General features: G+C 61.2%; 15 protein-coding genes and 1 pseudogene. 8 read left to right on the forward strand and 8 right to left on the reverse strand.

Going from position 1 to position 16,342, the window contains the following annotated elements:
* The first annotated feature begins 7 nt into the window (after window positions 1–7).
* The 8 genes from CAP2UW1_RS22985 to CAP2UW1_RS23020 all read left to right on the forward strand — a co-directional run bounded on the left by CAP2UW1_RS22985 (window position 8) and on the right by CAP2UW1_RS23020 (window position 7,163).
* Window positions 8–568 (forward strand): recombinase family protein, encoded by a 561-nt coding sequence (locus CAP2UW1_RS22985; RefSeq protein ID WP_012806060.1) that lies wholly within the window; start codon window positions 8–10, stop codon window positions 566–568.
* A 2-nt stretch (window positions 569–570) separates the two neighbouring features.
* Window positions 571–3,537 (forward strand): Tn3 family transposase, encoded by a 2,967-nt coding sequence (locus CAP2UW1_RS22990; RefSeq protein WP_012806061.1) that lies wholly within the window; start codon window positions 571–573, stop codon window positions 3,535–3,537.
* Window positions 3,538–3,603: 66 nt separating this feature from the next.
* Entirely contained in the window at window positions 3,604–4,740 is a 1,137-nt protein-coding gene (locus CAP2UW1_RS22995) for a Mu transposase domain-containing protein (RefSeq protein ID WP_012806062.1), read from the forward strand.
* Window positions 4,730–5,482 carry an IS21-like element helper ATPase IstB gene (gene istB / locus CAP2UW1_RS23000; protein WP_012806063.1) on the forward strand — a complete coding sequence of 251 codons (753 nt, stop codon included), beginning with the start codon at window positions 4,730–4,732 and terminating at the stop codon, window positions 5,480–5,482. Before CAP2UW1_RS22995 ends, istB begins: the two co-directional genes overlap by 11 nt.
* The gene (locus CAP2UW1_RS23005; protein WP_012806064.1) at window positions 5,479–5,691 is read left to right on the forward strand and encodes a hypothetical protein; all 213 of its coding nucleotides are present in this window, start codon (window positions 5,479–5,481) and stop codon (window positions 5,689–5,691) included. The genes istB and CAP2UW1_RS23005 overlap by 4 nt, the downstream gene beginning before the upstream one ends.
* A gap of 610 nt (window positions 5,692–6,301) precedes the next feature.
* Complete coding sequence (locus CAP2UW1_RS23010) at window positions 6,302–6,565, forward strand: type II toxin-antitoxin system RelB/DinJ family antitoxin (RefSeq protein WP_012806065.1); 264 nt, start codon at window positions 6,302–6,304, stop codon at window positions 6,563–6,565.
* Complete coding sequence (locus tag CAP2UW1_RS23015; protein ID WP_012806066.1) at window positions 6,552–6,833, forward strand: type II toxin-antitoxin system YafQ family toxin; 282 nt, start codon at window positions 6,552–6,554, stop codon at window positions 6,831–6,833. The genes CAP2UW1_RS23010 and CAP2UW1_RS23015 overlap by 14 nt, the downstream gene beginning before the upstream one ends.
* 138 nt (window positions 6,834–6,971) lie before the next feature.
* Window positions 6,972–7,163 carry a hypothetical protein gene (locus tag CAP2UW1_RS23020; protein ID WP_012806067.1) on the forward strand — a complete coding sequence of 64 codons (192 nt, stop codon included), beginning with the start codon at window positions 6,972–6,974 and terminating at the stop codon, window positions 7,161–7,163.
* 248 nt (window positions 7,164–7,411) lie between these two features.
* Here the strand turns inward: CAP2UW1_RS23020 and CAP2UW1_RS23025 are convergent, their stop codons facing one another.
* The 8 genes and pseudogenes from CAP2UW1_RS23025 to CAP2UW1_RS23055 all read right to left on the reverse strand — a co-directional run bounded on the left by CAP2UW1_RS23025 (window position 7,412) and on the right by CAP2UW1_RS23055 (window position 16,132).
* On the reverse strand, window positions 7,412–7,837 hold the full coding sequence (locus CAP2UW1_RS23025) for a hypothetical protein (protein WP_012806068.1): 426 nt from the start codon (window positions 7,835–7,837) through the stop codon (window positions 7,412–7,414).
* A gap of 11 nt (window positions 7,838–7,848) precedes the next feature.
* Window positions 7,849–8,010: pseudogene (locus tag CAP2UW1_RS25870) on the reverse strand (efflux RND transporter permease subunit); the annotation flags it as partial.
* Between the two features lie 146 nt (window positions 8,011–8,156).
* Window positions 8,157–9,395 (reverse strand): TolC family protein, encoded by a 1,239-nt coding sequence (locus tag CAP2UW1_RS23030; RefSeq protein WP_012806069.1) that lies wholly within the window; start codon window positions 9,393–9,395, stop codon window positions 8,157–8,159.
* Window positions 9,392–9,694, reverse strand: a complete 303-nt coding sequence (locus CAP2UW1_RS23035; protein WP_012806070.1) for a DUF3240 family protein — start codon at window positions 9,692–9,694, stop codon at window positions 9,392–9,394. The genes CAP2UW1_RS23030 and CAP2UW1_RS23035 overlap by 4 nt, the downstream gene beginning before the upstream one ends.
* A complete protein-coding gene (locus tag CAP2UW1_RS23040; RefSeq protein ID WP_012806071.1) occupies window positions 9,687–12,770 on the reverse strand; it encodes an efflux RND transporter permease subunit in 3,084 nt (1,027 codons plus the stop codon). Before CAP2UW1_RS23040 ends, CAP2UW1_RS23035 begins: the two co-directional genes overlap by 8 nt.
* A complete protein-coding gene (locus CAP2UW1_RS23045) occupies window positions 12,770–13,897 on the reverse strand; it encodes an efflux RND transporter periplasmic adaptor subunit (RefSeq protein ID WP_012806072.1) in 1,128 nt (375 codons plus the stop codon). Before CAP2UW1_RS23045 ends, CAP2UW1_RS23040 begins: the two co-directional genes overlap by 1 nt.
* Window positions 13,898–14,733: 836 nt before the next feature.
* Window positions 14,734–15,852: a nickel/cobalt efflux protein RcnA gene (locus tag CAP2UW1_RS23050; RefSeq protein ID WP_012806073.1), complete on the reverse strand. Its 1,119-nt coding sequence runs from the start codon at window positions 15,850–15,852 to the stop codon at window positions 14,734–14,736.
* A 10-nt stretch (window positions 15,853–15,862) separates the two neighbouring features.
* On the reverse strand, window positions 15,863–16,132 hold the full coding sequence (locus CAP2UW1_RS23055; protein ID WP_012806074.1) for a metal-sensing transcriptional repressor: 270 nt from the start codon (window positions 16,130–16,132) through the stop codon (window positions 15,863–15,865).
* Window positions 16,133–16,342 lie beyond the last annotated feature (210 nt).

A 16,342-nucleotide genomic window follows, 5' to 3' on the forward strand; every position in this document is an offset into this window, starting at 1 on the left:
GACACCCTTGAAAGGTCAACGCATCGGGTACGTGCGGGTCAGCAGCTTCGATCAGAACCCGGATCGCCAGCTTGAGCAGGTCCAGGTGGACAAGGTATTCACCGACAAGGCGTCGGGCAAAGATACGCTGCGCCCGCAGCTCGACACGCTGCTGACCTTCGTGCGCGAAGGCGATACCGTGGTGGTGCACAGCATGGATCGCCTGGCGCGCAACCTCGATGACTTGCGCCGCCTCGTGCAAAAGCTCACCAAGCGCGGCGTACGAATTGAGTTCGTCAAGGAATGCCTGACCTTCACCGGCGAGGATTCGCCGATGGCCAATCTGATGCTGTCCGTGATGGGTGCATTCGCCGAATTCGAGCGTGCCCTGATCCGCGAGAGGCAGCGCGAGGGCATTGCGCTGGCTAAGCAGCGCGGTGCCTACCGGGGCCGCAAGAAAGCCCTGTCGCCAGAGCGTGCGGCCGAGTTACGTCAACGGGCCGACGCAGGCGAACAAAAGTCGAAACTGGCGCGCGAGTTCGGCGTCAGTCGGGAGACCCTGTATCAATACTTGAGAACGGATCAGTAAATATGCCTCGTCGTTCCATCCTGTCCGCCGCCGAGCGGGAAAGCCTGCTGGCGTTGCCGGACACCAAGGACGATTTGATCCGGCATTACTCGCTCAGTGATAGTGACCTTTCGATCATCCGGCAGCGGCGCGGGCCTGCGAACCGGTTGGGCTTCGCGGTGCAGCTTTGCTACCTGCGCTTTCCCGGCATTCTCCTTGGCGTCGATCAGCCGCTGTTCCTGCCCTTGCTGAAACTGGTCGCCGACCAGCTCAAGGTCGGTGTTGAAAGCTGGAACGACTACGGGCAGCGGGAACAGACCCGGCGCGAGCACCTGGTCGAACTGCAAACGGTGTTCGGCTTCCAGCCGTTCACCATGAGCCATTACCGACAGGCCGTCCACACGCTGACCGAGCTGGCCATGCAGACCGACAAAGGCATCGTGCTGGCCAGCGCCTTGATTGAGCAACTGCGGCGGCAGTCGATCATCCTGCCCGCGCTCAACGCCATCGAGCGCGCCAGTGCTGAGGCCATCACTCGCGCCAACCGACGCATCTATGAAGCCCTGTCCGAGCCGCTGTCGAACGGACACCGGCATCGCCTCGACGATCTGCTGAAACGCCGCGACAACGGCAAGATGACCTGGCTGGCCTGGCTGCGTCAGTCGCCTGTCAAACCGAACTCCCGCCACATGCTCGAACACATTGAGCGCCTCAAAGCCTGGCAGGCCCTCGACCTGCCTTCTGGCATCGAGCGGCTGGTTCACCAGAACCGGCTGCTCAAAATCGCCCGCGAGGGCGGCCAGATGACGCCCGCCGACCTGGCCAAGTTCGAGCCGCGGCGGCGCTACGCCACCCTCGTGGCGCTGGCCATCGAAGGCATGGCCACCGTCACCGACGAAATCATCGACTTGCACGACCGCATCCTGGGGAAGCTGTTCAACGCCGCCAAGAACAAGCATCAGCAGCAGTTCCAGGCTTCTGGTAAAGCCATCAACGCCAAGGTGCGACTGTACGGGCGCATCGGTCAGGCGCTGATCGACGCCAAACAGTCAGGCCGCGACCCGTTCGCGGCCATTGAGGCCGTCATGTCCTGGGACGCTTTCGCCGAGAGCGTCACCGAGGCGCAAAAGCTCGCGCAGCCCGATGACTTCGACTTCCTGCATCGCATCGGCGAGAGTTACGCCACCTTGCGCCGCTACGCGCCGGAATTCCTTGCCGTGCTCAAGCTGCGGGCCGCGCCCGCCGCCAAGGGTGTGCTTGATGCCATCGAGGTGCTGCGCGGTATGAACACCGACAACGCCCGCAAGGTGCCAACCGATGCCCCGACCGACTTCATCAAGCCGCGCTGGCAGAAACTGGTGATGACCGACGCTGGTATCGACAGACGCTACTACGAACTGTGCGCCCTGTCGGAACTCAAGAACTCCCTTCGCTCGGGCGACATTTGGGTGCAGGGTTCGCGCCAGTTCAAGGACTTCGAGGACTACCTGGTGCCGCCCGATAAGTTCACCAGCCTCAAGCAGTCCAGCACATTGCCGCTGGCCGTTGTCACCGACTGCGACCAATATCTGCACGACCGGCTGACCCTACTGGAAACGCAGCTTGCCACCGTCAACCGCATGGCGGCGGCCAACGATCTGCCCGATGCCATCATCACCGAGTCCGGCTTGAAAATCACGCCGCTGGATGCGGCGGTGCCCGACACCGCGCAGGCGCTGATCGACCAGACGGCCATGATCCTGCCACACGTCAAGATCACCGAATTGCTGCTCGAAGTCGATGAGTGGACGGGCTTCACCCGCCACTTCACGCACCTGAAATCGGGCGATCTGGCCAAGGACAAAAACTTGCTGCTAACGACGATCCTGGCCGACGCAATCAACCTGGGCCTGACGAAGATGGCTGAGTCCTGTCCCGGCACGACCTACGCCAAGCTCGCCTGGTTGCAAGCCTGGCATACCCGCGACGAAACCTATTCGACGGCGCTGGCTGAATTGGTGAACGCCCAATTCCGGCATCCCTTCGCCGAGCATTGGGGCGACGGCACCACGTCATCATCGGACGGCCAGAACTTCCGCACCGGCAGCAAGGCCGAGAGTACCGGCCACATCAACCCGAAATATGGCAGCAGCCCAGGACGGACGTTCTACACCCACATCTCCGACCAGTACGCGCCGTTCCACACCAAGGTGGTAAATGTCGGCGTGCGCGACTCCACCTATGTGCTCGATGGCCTGCTGTACCACGAGTCCGACCTGCGCATCGAAGAACACTACACCGACACGGCGGGCTTCACCGATCATGTCTTTGCTCTGATGCACCTCTTGGGCTTCCGCTTCGCGCCGCGCATCCGCGATTTGGGAGACACCAAGCTCTACATTTCCAAGGGCGAAACCGCCTATGACGCGCTCAAGCCGATGATCGGCGGCACGCTCAACATCAAGCATGTCCGCGCCCATTGGGACGAAATTTTGCGGCTGGCCACCTCGATCAAGCAGGGCACGGTGACGGCCTCGCTGATGCTCAGGAAGCTCGGCAGTTACCCGCGCCAGAACGGCCTGGCCGTCGCCCTGCGCGAGTTGGGCCGCATCGAGCGCACGCTGTTCATCCTCGACTGGCTGCAAAGCGTCGAGCTGCGCCGCCGTGTGCATGCCGGGTTGAACAAGGGCGAAGCCCGCAACGCACTGGCCCGGGCCGTGTTCTTCAACCGCTTGGGCGAAATCCGCGACCGCAGTTTCGAGCAGCAGCGCTATCGGGCCAGCGGCCTCAACCTGGTGACGGCGGCCGTTGTGCTGTGGAACACGGTCTATCTGGAGCGCGCAGCGCAAGCGTTACGTGGCAATGGCCATACTGTCGATAACGCGTTGTTGCAGTACCTGTCGCCGCTCGGCTGGGAACACATCAACCTGACCGGCGACTACCTCTGGCGCAGCAGCGCCAAGATCGGCGCGGGCAAGTTCAGGCCGCTACGACCATTGCAACCGGCTTAGCGTGCTTTATTTTCCGTTTTCTGAGACGACCCCTACCTGCGACTGCGCACCTTGCCGGGCGAACAGATGCAGGTCGACTGGGGTCACTTTGGCCACCTGGAAATCGGTCGAGCACGCCGGCCGCTGATGGGCTTCGTGGCTGTCCTCTCCTGGTCGCGGCAGATCTTCCTGCGCTTCTACCTCGGCGCCTACATGGAGAACTTCCTGCGTGGCCATGTCGGTGCGCTGACCGCCTGGGGCGGCTGCCCGCGGGTCGCCCTGTACGACAATCTCAAGAGCGCGGTCCTTGAGCGCCAGGGCTCGGTCATCCGTTTTCACCCGACACTGCTGGCCCTGTCGGGTCACTACCGCTTCGAGCCGCGCCCCGTGGCGGTGGCGCGGGGGAATGAGAAAGGCCGCGTCGAGAGGGCCGTTCGTTTTATCCGCGATGCGTTCTTCGCCGGCCGCCGCTTCACGGATGTGGACGATTTGAATGCGCAGGCCGACGCCTGGGTCATCGGGCCTGCCGGGGAGCGACGCTGCCCGGAGGACGAGGCGCTGACGGTCCATGAGGCTTTCGAGCAGGAGCGAACACGCCTGCTGACGCTACCGGGGAACGCCTTCCCGACCGACGAGGTCAAGGCCGTCTGCGCCGGCAAGACGCCGTACGTGCGCTTCGACCTGAATGACTACTCGATCCCGCATACCTGCGTGGCACGCACGCTCAGCGTCGTTGCCAGTCTGGATCAGGTACGCATCCTTGATGGCCAGACCGTGGTCGCAACCCATCGGCGCAGTTATGACCGCCGGCAACAAATCGAAATCCCCGAACACATCGCGACCCTGGTCGCGCATAAGCATCAAGCCGCCGCGCATCGTGGCACCGATCATCTGGTGCAGGCGGTGCCGACGAGCCGCGAGCTGCTCACGCAAGCGGTTGAACGCGGCGAACCGCTGGGACGCACGGTGCGCGCGCTGACCGAACTGCTGGAAGCTTACGGCGTGGCCGAACTGACGGCGGCGATTGCCGACGCGTTGGGGCGCGGCGTGCCGCATCCGAATGCGGTTCGCCTGGCCCTGGAGAAGCGCCGGCAGGCGAAGGCGGCACCGCCGCCGTTGGCGGTGCCTTTGCCGGAGCATGTGAAGCGGCGGGATGTCCGGGTTCGCCCGCACAGGCTCGATGACTACGATCAGTTGATGGGAGGTTCTCCGGATGACGAATGATGCCCGCCGCCAACGCGCGGCCGCTTTGCAGTTGCACGGGATCCTCGCGCACTGGGCCGAGTGTGCGGAGCAGCCCTGGCTGGATCCTTTGCTGTCCTGGGAAGAAAGCGAACGTGCCCGCCGCTCGCTCGAACGGCGGCTGCGCTGTGCCCATATCGGGCGCTTCAAGCCGCTGGCCGATTTCGACTGGACCTGGCCGCAGCAGTGTGATCAGCGGGCGATCGCGGAACTGATGACGCTGGACTTCGTACCGGCGGCCACCAATGTCCTCCTGGTCGGCAGCAGCGGCCTGGGCAAGACGATGATCGCCCAGAACATTGCGCATCAGGCGATCCTGGAGGGGCACACGGTATTGTTTGCGACGGCCGGGCAGCTGCTCGGTGATCTGGCTGGCCTGGACAGTGATTCGGCCCTACGCTACCGCTTGCGTCGTTATGCGGCGCCAGATTTGCTGGTCATCGATGAGGTCGGCTACCTGTCTTACTCGAACCGTCATGCGGACTTGCTCTTCGAGTTGATCAACCGGCGTCACGAGAAGAAGAGCACTTTGATCACGACCAATAAATCATTCTCAGAATGGCCGGAGGTCTTTCCCAACGCCGGTTGCGTGGTGGCGATGATCGACCGCCTGGTCCATCACGCCGAGATTCTCGCCATCAAGGGAGAATCCTACCGGCGCAAAGAGGCCCAGGAACAGGCCGCTGCCAGATCCAGGAAGCGCACGGCGAAGGCGGCGACGTGAAGCTCACTCATCAACCTTCCGGTTTGCACGATGGTCTCGACCTGCTCATCGATTCGCGCTGGTCGCCGGACCAGGCGCTGGCGGTCATCGAGCTGCTTGATGATTTACGCGATCGAATCTGGGCGCACTACGAGGTCGCTTTGCAGACCCGGTTCCGCGAGCAGCGGGTGACCTGCTGCGACGTCGAGACTACCGATCCGCCGTTCTAAGCCAACGTCACACGATCAAGACTCAGGGGGCCGCCGGGCCCCTGTTTCGTTCACGTCACACCGCTCACGTCGCCGCCAAATTCCGCCGCCATTTAATGCCGCCAGATTTCTGCGGATGTACGCAGCCGCTAACAACGGTGCAGTAACGGTAGAACAACGGTAAAAAAAGGTAGAACAACGATAAAACAACGCACGGTGTCGTTCTATTTCTGGTGTAACAACGCTGTAGGGCCGGGCAGGATATGTGAAGTAGGCCCACCCGCAGGCGGGTCGTCCTTCTTCACGAAGCCCTTATTCGCACTGCGTGCTCAACGGACATCCTGCTCTGCGAGGCAGCCGGCTATCGCCGCCACAAGGGGTAGAACAAGCAAGCCGTGTCACCAGCCGCCATTTCGTAGTCGGAAAACGCCGGAGACAAAGTTTCCGGCCATCCGACCTATCAGACACGGTTTCCCCGTGCAGCTTTCGCCCTGTCGAGACCATCGTTTGCGCCGCTTTGCCGTCCGGGGGGTGGGAAACAGGTGTTTTCCGACATCCGGCCAAAGCGCAAGGGATGCGTCCTGGCGTCTCGTGGGCTACAATGTAGCTCAATAACTTGGAGGATCAGATCATGTCCGCAAATGCCGTTGTCCGTGCCAGAATCGACGAGCACATTAAGGAAGAGGCGACCGCCGTGCTTGCGGCGATGGGGCTGACCGTGTCGGACGCCTTCCGCATCATGCTGACCCGCGTCGCCCGCGAGAAGGCACTGCCGTTCGAGCCACTGGTTCCGAACGTCGAAACCATCGAGGCGATGAAGGAAGCGCGCAATGGTGGCCTGAAGTCGTTCGCCACCGTCGAGGATCTGATGGCGGACCTGAATGCGGAAGATTGAACACACTGGCCAGTTCAAGCGTGACTACAAGCGCGAAACCAAGGGACCGCACCGGCAAACGCTGCAAAGTGACTTCGTCGCCATCGTCACGGCCTTGGCCCATGATCAGGTTCTGGCCGACAAGCACCACGATCATTCGCTCAGTGGGGATTGGAAGGACCACCGGGATTGTCACGTCAAGCCCGACTTGGTCTTGATTTACAGAAAACCGGACGACAACGTACTCCAGCTCGTCCGTCTCGGTTCGCACAGCGAACTTGGCCTGTGAGCAGCCGGGCTCCGTGACAAGGAAATGAAGGATACGGCGAGCGGAATCACCGATGTGGAACGGGTACTACACGTTCCAAAGCGACGGCACGGTGATCGACCTGGACCTGGATACGCTCGTGGCAGGGCCGGCGTGGGGATGACGGAATTTTCGGCGGTTCCGGCTTACAACCCCAGCCAGGTCGCTTCTCTATTCGAGCTGGCCAGCGATCTGGATGAACAGGTTTCCCACATGATGACCAATCTGGAAGAGGTGCAGGCAACGCTATCGCAATTGACGGCGCTGTACCCGGACAGCTTGAGCTGTGGAGGCCTGGACGGCGACGAATGATGGCTGGCCGCTCCTACTCTGGCCCATTAAGCGTCAGGTCGCCACGGCGGATCGCATCGCCAAGCACAAGGGACGCAATCCGCAGGAATGCGCCTCCCTGAAAAAGTGCCTGCCACGCAAGTGGATGAGCAAATGAAGCGCTGGCTTACTCCAAGGTGGCGGCTGGTGACACAACTGCTCGTTCCACTCCAGATTGACGGAATTTTCTGGGGTTCCGGCTTACAACCCCTTCGTGATTGACGACCAGCTTAATCGAAGCGGACGGCAATGCGCGTCCCCTCGCGCGTTTCGCAATAGCCCGCCGGTGCCTGGCGGGCGGGCCAGGTCAGGGTGCATCGCAGCACCGCGCCATCCGTGGCACGCAATTCTGGCGTGGCCGAGTACTCGTAGTGTTCGGGGTTGCTTCCAGCCGATACCCAGCTGGGACGCATGCTGCGCCTATCGTGCTGTTGCAAGGCCGCGATGTTTGCGTCGCGGCGTATCGCAAAGCCCTGGGCCGCAAAACGCTGTCCCTTGAATTCCAGGACCATTGCAGGCCCCTCACGCCCCTCGTGAGTGAAGGTGCCGATTGTGGCCTCTGGGTTTCCACTTTCCGGCGCGAGATCATGCGTATGTCCCACGCAACCGGTGAGCGCAAGCACGGCCAGACCTGCGATAGCGAACACTGTCTTCATCGTTGTCTTTCTCAAGGGGAAGTTACGGTGCGGCGCTCTCGGCGCGCTTCGACCCACTCATACATGAGCGGCAGTAGGAGCAGTGTCAGGGCCGTCGATGTCAGCAGACCACCGACAACCACGGTCGCCAGCGGCCGTTGCGTTTCCGCTCCGATACCCTGCGAGAGCAGCACTCATGACGCATAACTCGAAGAGGTGTTCATCGTTCGTACGCCCTAAGCCTATGGTTACGGTATTTTGCATGTTGCATCTTTCAATCATCGACGGAGCTTCAAAAGTACGCAAAAAATTCTTCTGGCGAAGTGAAGACACGGACTGGCTAGTCATGCTCCAAGCCCCAAATCAAGTGCGCGTCGATGAGCAGCCCGTAATAGGCCTTCAGGGCGATGACTTGCGCTTGCAAGGCGTTGTTCACCGCAGCCGTCGCTTGGCGACGCGTCAGCAGAAAAGCTTGTAGCTCCGCTTCGCCGAGCGCATAAGCCCGCTGCATCAGACGGGCGTTCTCTTGCATAGCCGCCGCGCCTTCGTTGGCGATCTGAAAGCTCTCGTAGCCACCGCGCGCAGTCGCCACGGCGCTTGCAATCCCTGCCTGAAGCTGGCGCTGTTTGAGTTCGGCTTCCTGGCGCGAAACCTCAACTGCCGCAATCGCCTGTGCACTGCGCAAGTCACGCGCGCCTCCCGGAATCGGAATGCTGATTGTGACTCCGGGAATGCGCTCGCGGCCGCCGATCTCCGAAGCCGTATAGACCCCGAACGTTGGATCAGGAATCTTCTCCGCACGTGCTCGTTCTGCCTGCGCTTGCGCTTTCCGGACTTGCGCTTGCACAAGCTTCAGTGCATGCGTTTCAGCCAGGATGCGCTCCTGCCAAGATGGCGCCTCGCTCCCAAGCACCAACGGCTCGGGCAGAGCCAAGAGCTGACGCTCGACGCCAGGAAAGCGGGTGGATAGACGTAACCAGGCTGCGGCAGCCTGCGTCTTTGCGTCATTGTCCATGCGTCGTTGCTCGGCCAGTTCGGCGCGGGTAATGCCCAGGTCCAATTTCGAGGCATCGCCGGCGCGAGCGCGTTTCTCCACGGCCGCGAGACTGGCTTGCATCGACTGAAGGCTGCTCCCACCCAGCTCGCGAGCGCGTTCCGCCGCCAGCCAGTCCACCCACAATTCCATCAGTTCACGAGCCGATGTGAGCAAAGCCTCGCCATAGCGCGCCCGAGACTCGTCGACGGTTGCCTTGCCGATACTGCGATCGGCTGTGGCTTTGCCGGGAAGCCGAATGGTCTTCTCGACACCTACGAACCATTCGTTGTAGCGGGGACCGTTTTCCACTCTGCGCTGCTGCCCATCAACGCGAGCGGTCCACTCATACGGAGATTGATCGAGAATGCTCGCCTCTTGCAGAGCCACGTCCAAGCCTGCCCGCGCCGCGGCGACGCCCGGGTCCTGCTCGAATAAAGGGCGCGCAATTGCGGTTGGCATGAGCCCCGGCGGATTCATTGGCTGCGCCGCAGATGCGGCCTTGACTACGGCGAAGATGCCGATCAAGAGCAATCTAACCATCATGCGATTTCTCCCGCTTCGACGACTGGGGTCACCCAGTAGCGCAGCCCCACGCCGGAGAATTGCTGACGCAGCGCTGCAAGCAGCGCCGCTTGACCAGCCGCCGCACAGATCACCTGCACCTCCGTGGCTCGCGCCCGACCCAGCACCTGTTCTGTCTGATCCAGAGACTCGTGGGCCAGACCGTGCGCGGCTGTCGCTGTACTGGTGAAGATCGTCGCACCGGGCCACAGGAGCAGCAGATCGAGTAGTTTTTCTTCGACCTCTGGCGGACACACCAGCGTCAAGCAAAGTTCAGACATGGGGAACCTCTCGTCTTGGGAAAGCAAAGCGCAAATACAGGATGGGCAACAGCATCAGCGTCAGCACCGTGGCGGTGGTCAGGCCACCGATCACGACAATGGCAAGCGGCCGCTGGATTTCCGAGCCCGGCCCGCTGGCAAAGAGCAGCGGGATCAATCCGAACGCCGTAATTGAGGCGGTCATCAGTACCGGGCGCAAACGCCGCTTCGCGCCCTGAACAACGACATCGCTCAATTTCATCCCTTCGCTGTGCAATTGATTGAAATAGCTAACCAGCACGACTCCGTTCAAGACCGCGATACCGAGCAGCGCGATGAAGCCCACCGACGCTGGCACCGACAGGTATTCTCCCGTCACCCACAAGGCGACGATACCGCCGACCAGGGCAAATGGGACGTTGCTCAGGATGAGCAAAGCCTGGCGCACCGAGCGGAAGGTCGAAAACAGCAGGACGAAGACCAGGCCAAGTGCGACCGGAACTACCACCGCCAAACGCGCAGCCGCGCGCTGCTGGTTCTCGAACTGCCCCCCCCAGGTGATGCGGTAGCCGGTAGGCAGGGACAACTTTTCCGTGACGAGCGCTCTGGCCTCTTCAACGAAGCCAACCAGATCGCGGCCACCGACGTTGGCGATGACCACGCTATAACGGCTGCCCATTTCCCGATCGATCTTGACCGGCCCTGCCGCCCGTTGCAGCTTGGCGACGCTGGTCAATGGCACCGTGCTGCCGCCCTGCGTCGTGATCCGCATGGCGCCAAATTCAGCCGGCGACATACGAACCGCCTCGGTGCCGCGCAATACGATGGGTGTGCGGCGGTTACCTTCGATCACGATGCCGGCCCGCTGCCCCTCGATCTGCGTGCGCAGCGCGTCCTGGATCTCTTCCACGCTCAAACCAAGGCTACCTGCCTGCAGGCGGTCAACCACCACCTGCAAGTACTGCACACCATCGTTCTGGACGGTGTAGACGTCTTGATTCCCCGGGACCGTCTTGAGAAGTGCTTCGACCTCGCTCGCATACGTATTGAGCTGGTCGAGATCAGGCCCGAATATCTTCACTGCCAGATCGCCGCGCACGCCGATAATCATTTCCGAGACGCGCATTTCAATGGGTTGTGTGAAGCTGTAGGAGATACCAGGCATGGGGTCGAGCACTTTGCGTATCTCGTCCATCAGTGCTTCCTTACTCTTCATGCGCCAGTGGTCTCGCGGCTTCAACACGAGGTAGGTGTCGGTCTGGTTGAGCCCCATCGGGTCGAGGCCAATTTCGTCAGAGCCGGCACGTGCAACGATGCCGGTGACCTCTGGGATGGCCTTCATGAGGGCCTGGTGAATCTTCAGATCGAGAGCGGCGCTTTGTTCCAGGCTGATGGAGGGCAATTTCTCGATACCGACGATCAAATCGCCTTCGTCCATCGTCGGCATGAAGGTCTTGCCAACCTGGGTGTACACCCCGCCCGCTCCCAGCAGTAGCAGCACTGCCACGCCGACGACGATACCCTGCCGTCGCAGTCCCCAGGCTAGGGCCGGCTCATAGAGTGCCAGCAATTTGCGTGGCAACCACGGATCCTCATGCTTGACCTCGCGCAGCAAATACGACGCCAGCACCGGAATGACGGTTAGCGAAAGCAGCAGCGACCCGGCCAGGGCAAAGACGATGGTCAGTGCCACCGGCACGAAGAACTTGCCTTCCAGATCCTGTAGCGTCAGAAGCGGCAGAAAGACGGTAATGATGATCAGGATCCCGGACGAGACCGGAACCGCAACCTCGCGCACTGCGCGATAGATGGTATGCAAGCGCGGCAGCTTGCCGGCCGTCGGGTCGGTCGCCAGGCGCTGTACGATGTTTTCGACCACCACCACTGCCGCGTCGAGCAACATGCCGATAGCAATTGCGAGGCCTCCCAGACTCATCAGGTTGGCCGACATACCGAAGCCGCGCATCAGGATAAAGGTGATCAGTGCCGCCAGAGGCAGTACTAGAGCCACGGTCACGGCCGCGCGGATATTGCCCAGGAACAGCCCCAGCAAAATGATGACCAGGACTGACGCCTCGAGCAGCGCTGCCGAGACCGCACCGACCGCCTTGCTGACGAGGGAGGCGCGATCGTAGAAAACGCCGAGCTGCACATCTTTCGGGAGCGTTGGTTGCAGTTCATCCAGTTTCTTGCGCACGCCTTCAACGACTTTTTGCGCATTGGCACCTGCCAGTCCCAGCACCAGTCCCTGGACGGCTTCGGCTTTGCCATCTTGCGTCACCACACCATAGCGCGTGACAGTGCCGATCTTGACCTCGGCCAGGTTGCCCAGACGAACCGGCGAATCGTCCTTGATCGTCACCACGATCGCACGCAGGTCGTCCAGGCTCGTGACACTTCCTTCGCTGCGCACCAGCAATACTTCGTCGCCTTCGCCCAACCGGCCCGCGCCATCGTTGCGGTTATTGGCGTCAATCGCCTCCTTCAACTGGGCCACCGTCACGCCGCTGGCAGCCATCTTGATCTGATCGGGCACAACCTCGAAGGCGCGAACGACGCCACCCAGCGCATTCACGTCGGCGACGCCAGGCACTGTGCGCAACGCTGGCCGGATGACCCAATCCAGGAGGCTGCGCCGTTCGGCCAGCGACAAGCCATCGGCGTCGACGGTGAACATGAACATTTCCCCCAGCGGGGTAGTGATCGGCGCCATTCCGCCCGTGATGCCGGCCGGCAGACTGTCCGTCAGGCCGCCCAGGCGTTCACTCACCTGCTGGCGCGCCCAGTAGATGTCGGTACCGTCCTCGAAGTCGATGGTTACGTCGACCAGGCCGTACTTGGTGACCGAGCGCAGGATTTTGGTTTTCGGGATGCCGAGCATTTCTACTTCGATCGGCACCGCGATTCGGCTTTCGACCTCCTCCGGGGTCATGCCGGGGGCCTTCATGATGATTTTGACCTGCGTGCTCGACACATCGGGGAATGCATCAATCGGCAAGCCGAGGTAGGCCATCCATCCCGCACCAGCGACAATCAGCGTCGCCAACAAGACGAACAGGCGCTGCGACAGGGAAAGCTGAACGAGACGAGCAAGCATCACTTGCTCTCCTTCGCGTCGAGCCAGGCGCCCTTGAGTGCTACCACGCCGCTGATGGCGATCTGTTCACCTTCTTTGAGCGGGCCTTGTACGCGCACACGCTGACCAGCGCTAACCACAACCTTCACGGGTCTGGCTTCGAAACCGTCCGCGGTGCGGACGAGGAGGTAAGCTTGTTCGCCGTCATGAACCACCGCGGACAAGGGCACATCCCAATTGCCTTGAGTAGCGGTGATTGGCAGTTCGACAGTTACCAACTCGCCGGGTCGAACCTCGCCGGTCTTGCCTTCGACGGCTGCCCGCAGTACTACTGTCTGACTGCCGTGGGAGACGGTCGGGCTTACGCTCAAGATTCGCGCCGTGAGGCTGCGGCCGAGCACTTTTACCTGGGTTCCGGCTGGCCAGCCCACACGTTCCGACACCGGAAGCTGAATATCGAGCCACAGAGAGTCCGTTTGAGCCACGTGCAACAAAGCCGTCGCTGCCTCGACTCGCTGGCCAGGTTTGACCGCGATAACGGTGACGATCCCGGCCTGCGTCGCGAGCAGAGTCACGCTGTCTTGGGGCTTGCCAGACGTCGCAATGCGCTCGATCGTCGCGGACGGCATGCCGCTTAGACGCAGCGCTGCCTTGGCCTGATTGAGCGTGGCTTCGGCTTCCTGCAGCGCCGCTCGCGCTTCCTGCACTCGACGTTTGGCAATAATTCCTTCATCAAACAAAGCGTGCTCGCGCTGCGCCGCTTGCCGTGCAAGGGTGGCGCGAACGGTTGCTTGTAACAACTGCAGCTGCAACTGGCCCAGTTCGGGACTGACGATGCGCACCAGTGGTGCGCCTGAAGGCACGACCTGGTTTTGCTGCACCAGCAATTGCGCTACTAGGCCGGCGACGGGCGAACTGATCACCTGTTCCGCTTCTGGCGGCACCACGACATGTGCGGGATAACTCGCCTTTACCAAGTCGGTATCATTCTGCAATGGCGTGGTTTGAATGCCCAACGCCTGAATCTGGCTGTTTGGAACGGTGAATTTTGCTGGCCGGTCGGCTGCCTGCGTGGTAGCCGTGAGGATGCACATCACGGCCATTGCCCATGCGCTTCCCGCCGGGAAGGGGGAGCTGCTTGTTTTCATTATCAACCTCTTTATAGCGTCTGCCGACACAACAAGCGTGACCACGCCGCTCGTCGAGCCAGGGGAAAGACAAACCTGCGGAACTCCGCGAGCGACGCGGAGTTAAACGAGGGATGCGCTACGGGGAGGTCGGAAAGGGGGCTCGAGTTCTGCCGGGAGCAGAGTGAGGGCGCTCGGTAGCACGATGGCTGTCCGAGCAGGCGGCTCAGCAAGGTGACTGACAGCCGAATTGGGAAATAGCTCGCAGTGGCTCAAGGCGTGCAACAGTTCATGTTCGGCATCGTTCGATGGTTCGGCGGCCGGATTGCTCTTGGCATCAAGCCGCGGCGCGTGATCGTGATTGATCGACGCGGTGCGCGTTTGGCGATCGTGATCAAGTTCGTGTGAAAACCGCTTCAAGTTGAAGCCATAGGCGCCGACGCTCATCACAAAAAAAAGGATGAGCATTAGTAGCCGTATGGTTTTTCGATGCGGCCTGTGCATTACAGATACTTTATGATTTTTCTGAAGTCATCGAGTGCAGCCGAACTGCCTGGGCGCAGCGTGATCGGTGGTGGGTCCGAGACAATGATTGAGGTGGTCATGCGCGAGGGTCTTTTTCCGCAGTGAGCATCTTCTCAACAGCGTGCAACTGCTGCGAGACACTCAGACAACAGCGGCCAGCTTCCATCATTCCGCCATGATCTGCAAGTGGCCTTCGACTTTCTCTAGCCGCTTGTTGATACACGAGTGCGATGGATGAATTGCTCCTTCTTTCATGGCGGCATCTTATCCTGGGAGGGGTACATTCTGTCTAATGGAGAGGTGGCTCATATCTTCCAACAGCAGCCTACTCGTCAGGCCAGCGCTTGCAGGCCTTGGTAGCCAACATAAAGACCAACGAGAAGGATGAGCGCAGCAGAGAAATACGGTGCTCTCCGCGCAAACTTGCCGAAACCGCTCCAGCGCCTGGAAACGTGTTTCACGCTCAAGGCTGCCAAGGCGCCAGAAAGCACCATCGTCAAGGCCAGGCCGATACTGAAGCTCAGCACCAGCGTCGCACCGAGCGCGATCTCCTTCAGTTGCAAGCACAGCAACAGCACGGTAATCGAGGCGGGACAGGGAATCAGCCCGCCAGTCAACCCGAACATCACGATCTGCCCGGTCGTCACTTCCCGATTGGTGAAACGGTGGCGGATATCGTTGGCATGCGCCAGTTCGTGCGGATCCTGGTATCCGGGAGCTGACACATCCAGCCCTTCGTAGTCCTTGATGGCGTGGTGCTGGTGGTCGTGCTCGACGAACTCGACATCATAGTCGTGGCTGTGGTGCTCATGACCCAGGCGCAGACGAGCCACGAATTCGTGTGGCTCTTGAATTTCCTGCTCCGACTCCACAAAGCCGTCGCGCTGCACGAACCGGAATGACTGGCGGCTACCGTCTGGTCGTTCGGTTTCGATCCTCACCTGATCGGCTGTCCAGGTGTGGCCGTGCCCGCTTTCTGCGAACAAGCGGAAGCGCGGCGGCACGCCGTCCTCGAACACATCCAGGCGTACCACGCCGTGACCGGTATCGATGCGTTTGCTGTCGTCATGATGATGATCGTGATCGTGGTCCTGCTCGGCAAGCTGCTGTTGTCGCCAGTTCCGCCAGATCATCCAGAGAGCAACGCCGATGATCACCAAGGCGGACGCCACCTGCAGATAGGGCTCACTGGTTTCCGCGTCCCATTTCTGGCCGAAGTACATGCCGCCAAGCGCGATCACCCACACCACAGCTGTGTGTGAAATCGTCGCCGACACCCCGAGCAGAACGGCTTGCCCCACCGTGCCACGAATCGCCACAATGAAAGCGGCCATCATGGTCTTGGAGTGGCCTGGTTCGAGGCCGTGCAGGCCGCCGAGCAAGATCGCACTCGGGATAAACAGCCAGGCGTTTCCCGCGCCCTGCGCCAGCAGGGTGGAAAAACTGGTCATCGTGTTTCCTTCAGAGATATTTGGTGATGGCTTTGAACTCGCGGATAGTCTCTTCCGCGCTTTGCGGCGCGTCGCGCACTGCTTGTTCAAGGCAGTGGTCGATGTGGTCGTGCACCAGCGTCTTCTTGGCATTGCCGACTGCGCTTTCGACGGCCTGCAGTTGCTGGGCGATCGCCAGACAGTCACGGCTGTCCTCAAGCATGGTGATGGTGCTCCTGAGGTGGCCTTCAGCCCGTTTCAGGCGCTTGATGATCTCTGGATGGGAAGTGTGCGTGCTCATACCTCGTATCCTATCCAGGGGGATAGGATACGTCAAGCCATTAAAAGGCCCCAAATCCCGCGATTGAAAACCTCGCCGGCCGGTTGCCGGGGCTCTTGCCCATGCTGAAGGCGCGCGAAGTGCGAGAGGGGCCACGCAAGAGGCGGCGGCAGTTCGCAGAGTACGCAAAAGCGGAGGGGTGGATCCCGATAGCATAGTGGTGGCACGAGT

Origin of the sequence: Candidatus Accumulibacter phosphatis, from assembly GCF_000024165.1 — a bacterium.
GTDB classification, from domain to species: Bacteria; Pseudomonadota; Gammaproteobacteria; order Burkholderiales; family Rhodocyclaceae; genus Accumulibacter; species Accumulibacter phosphatis.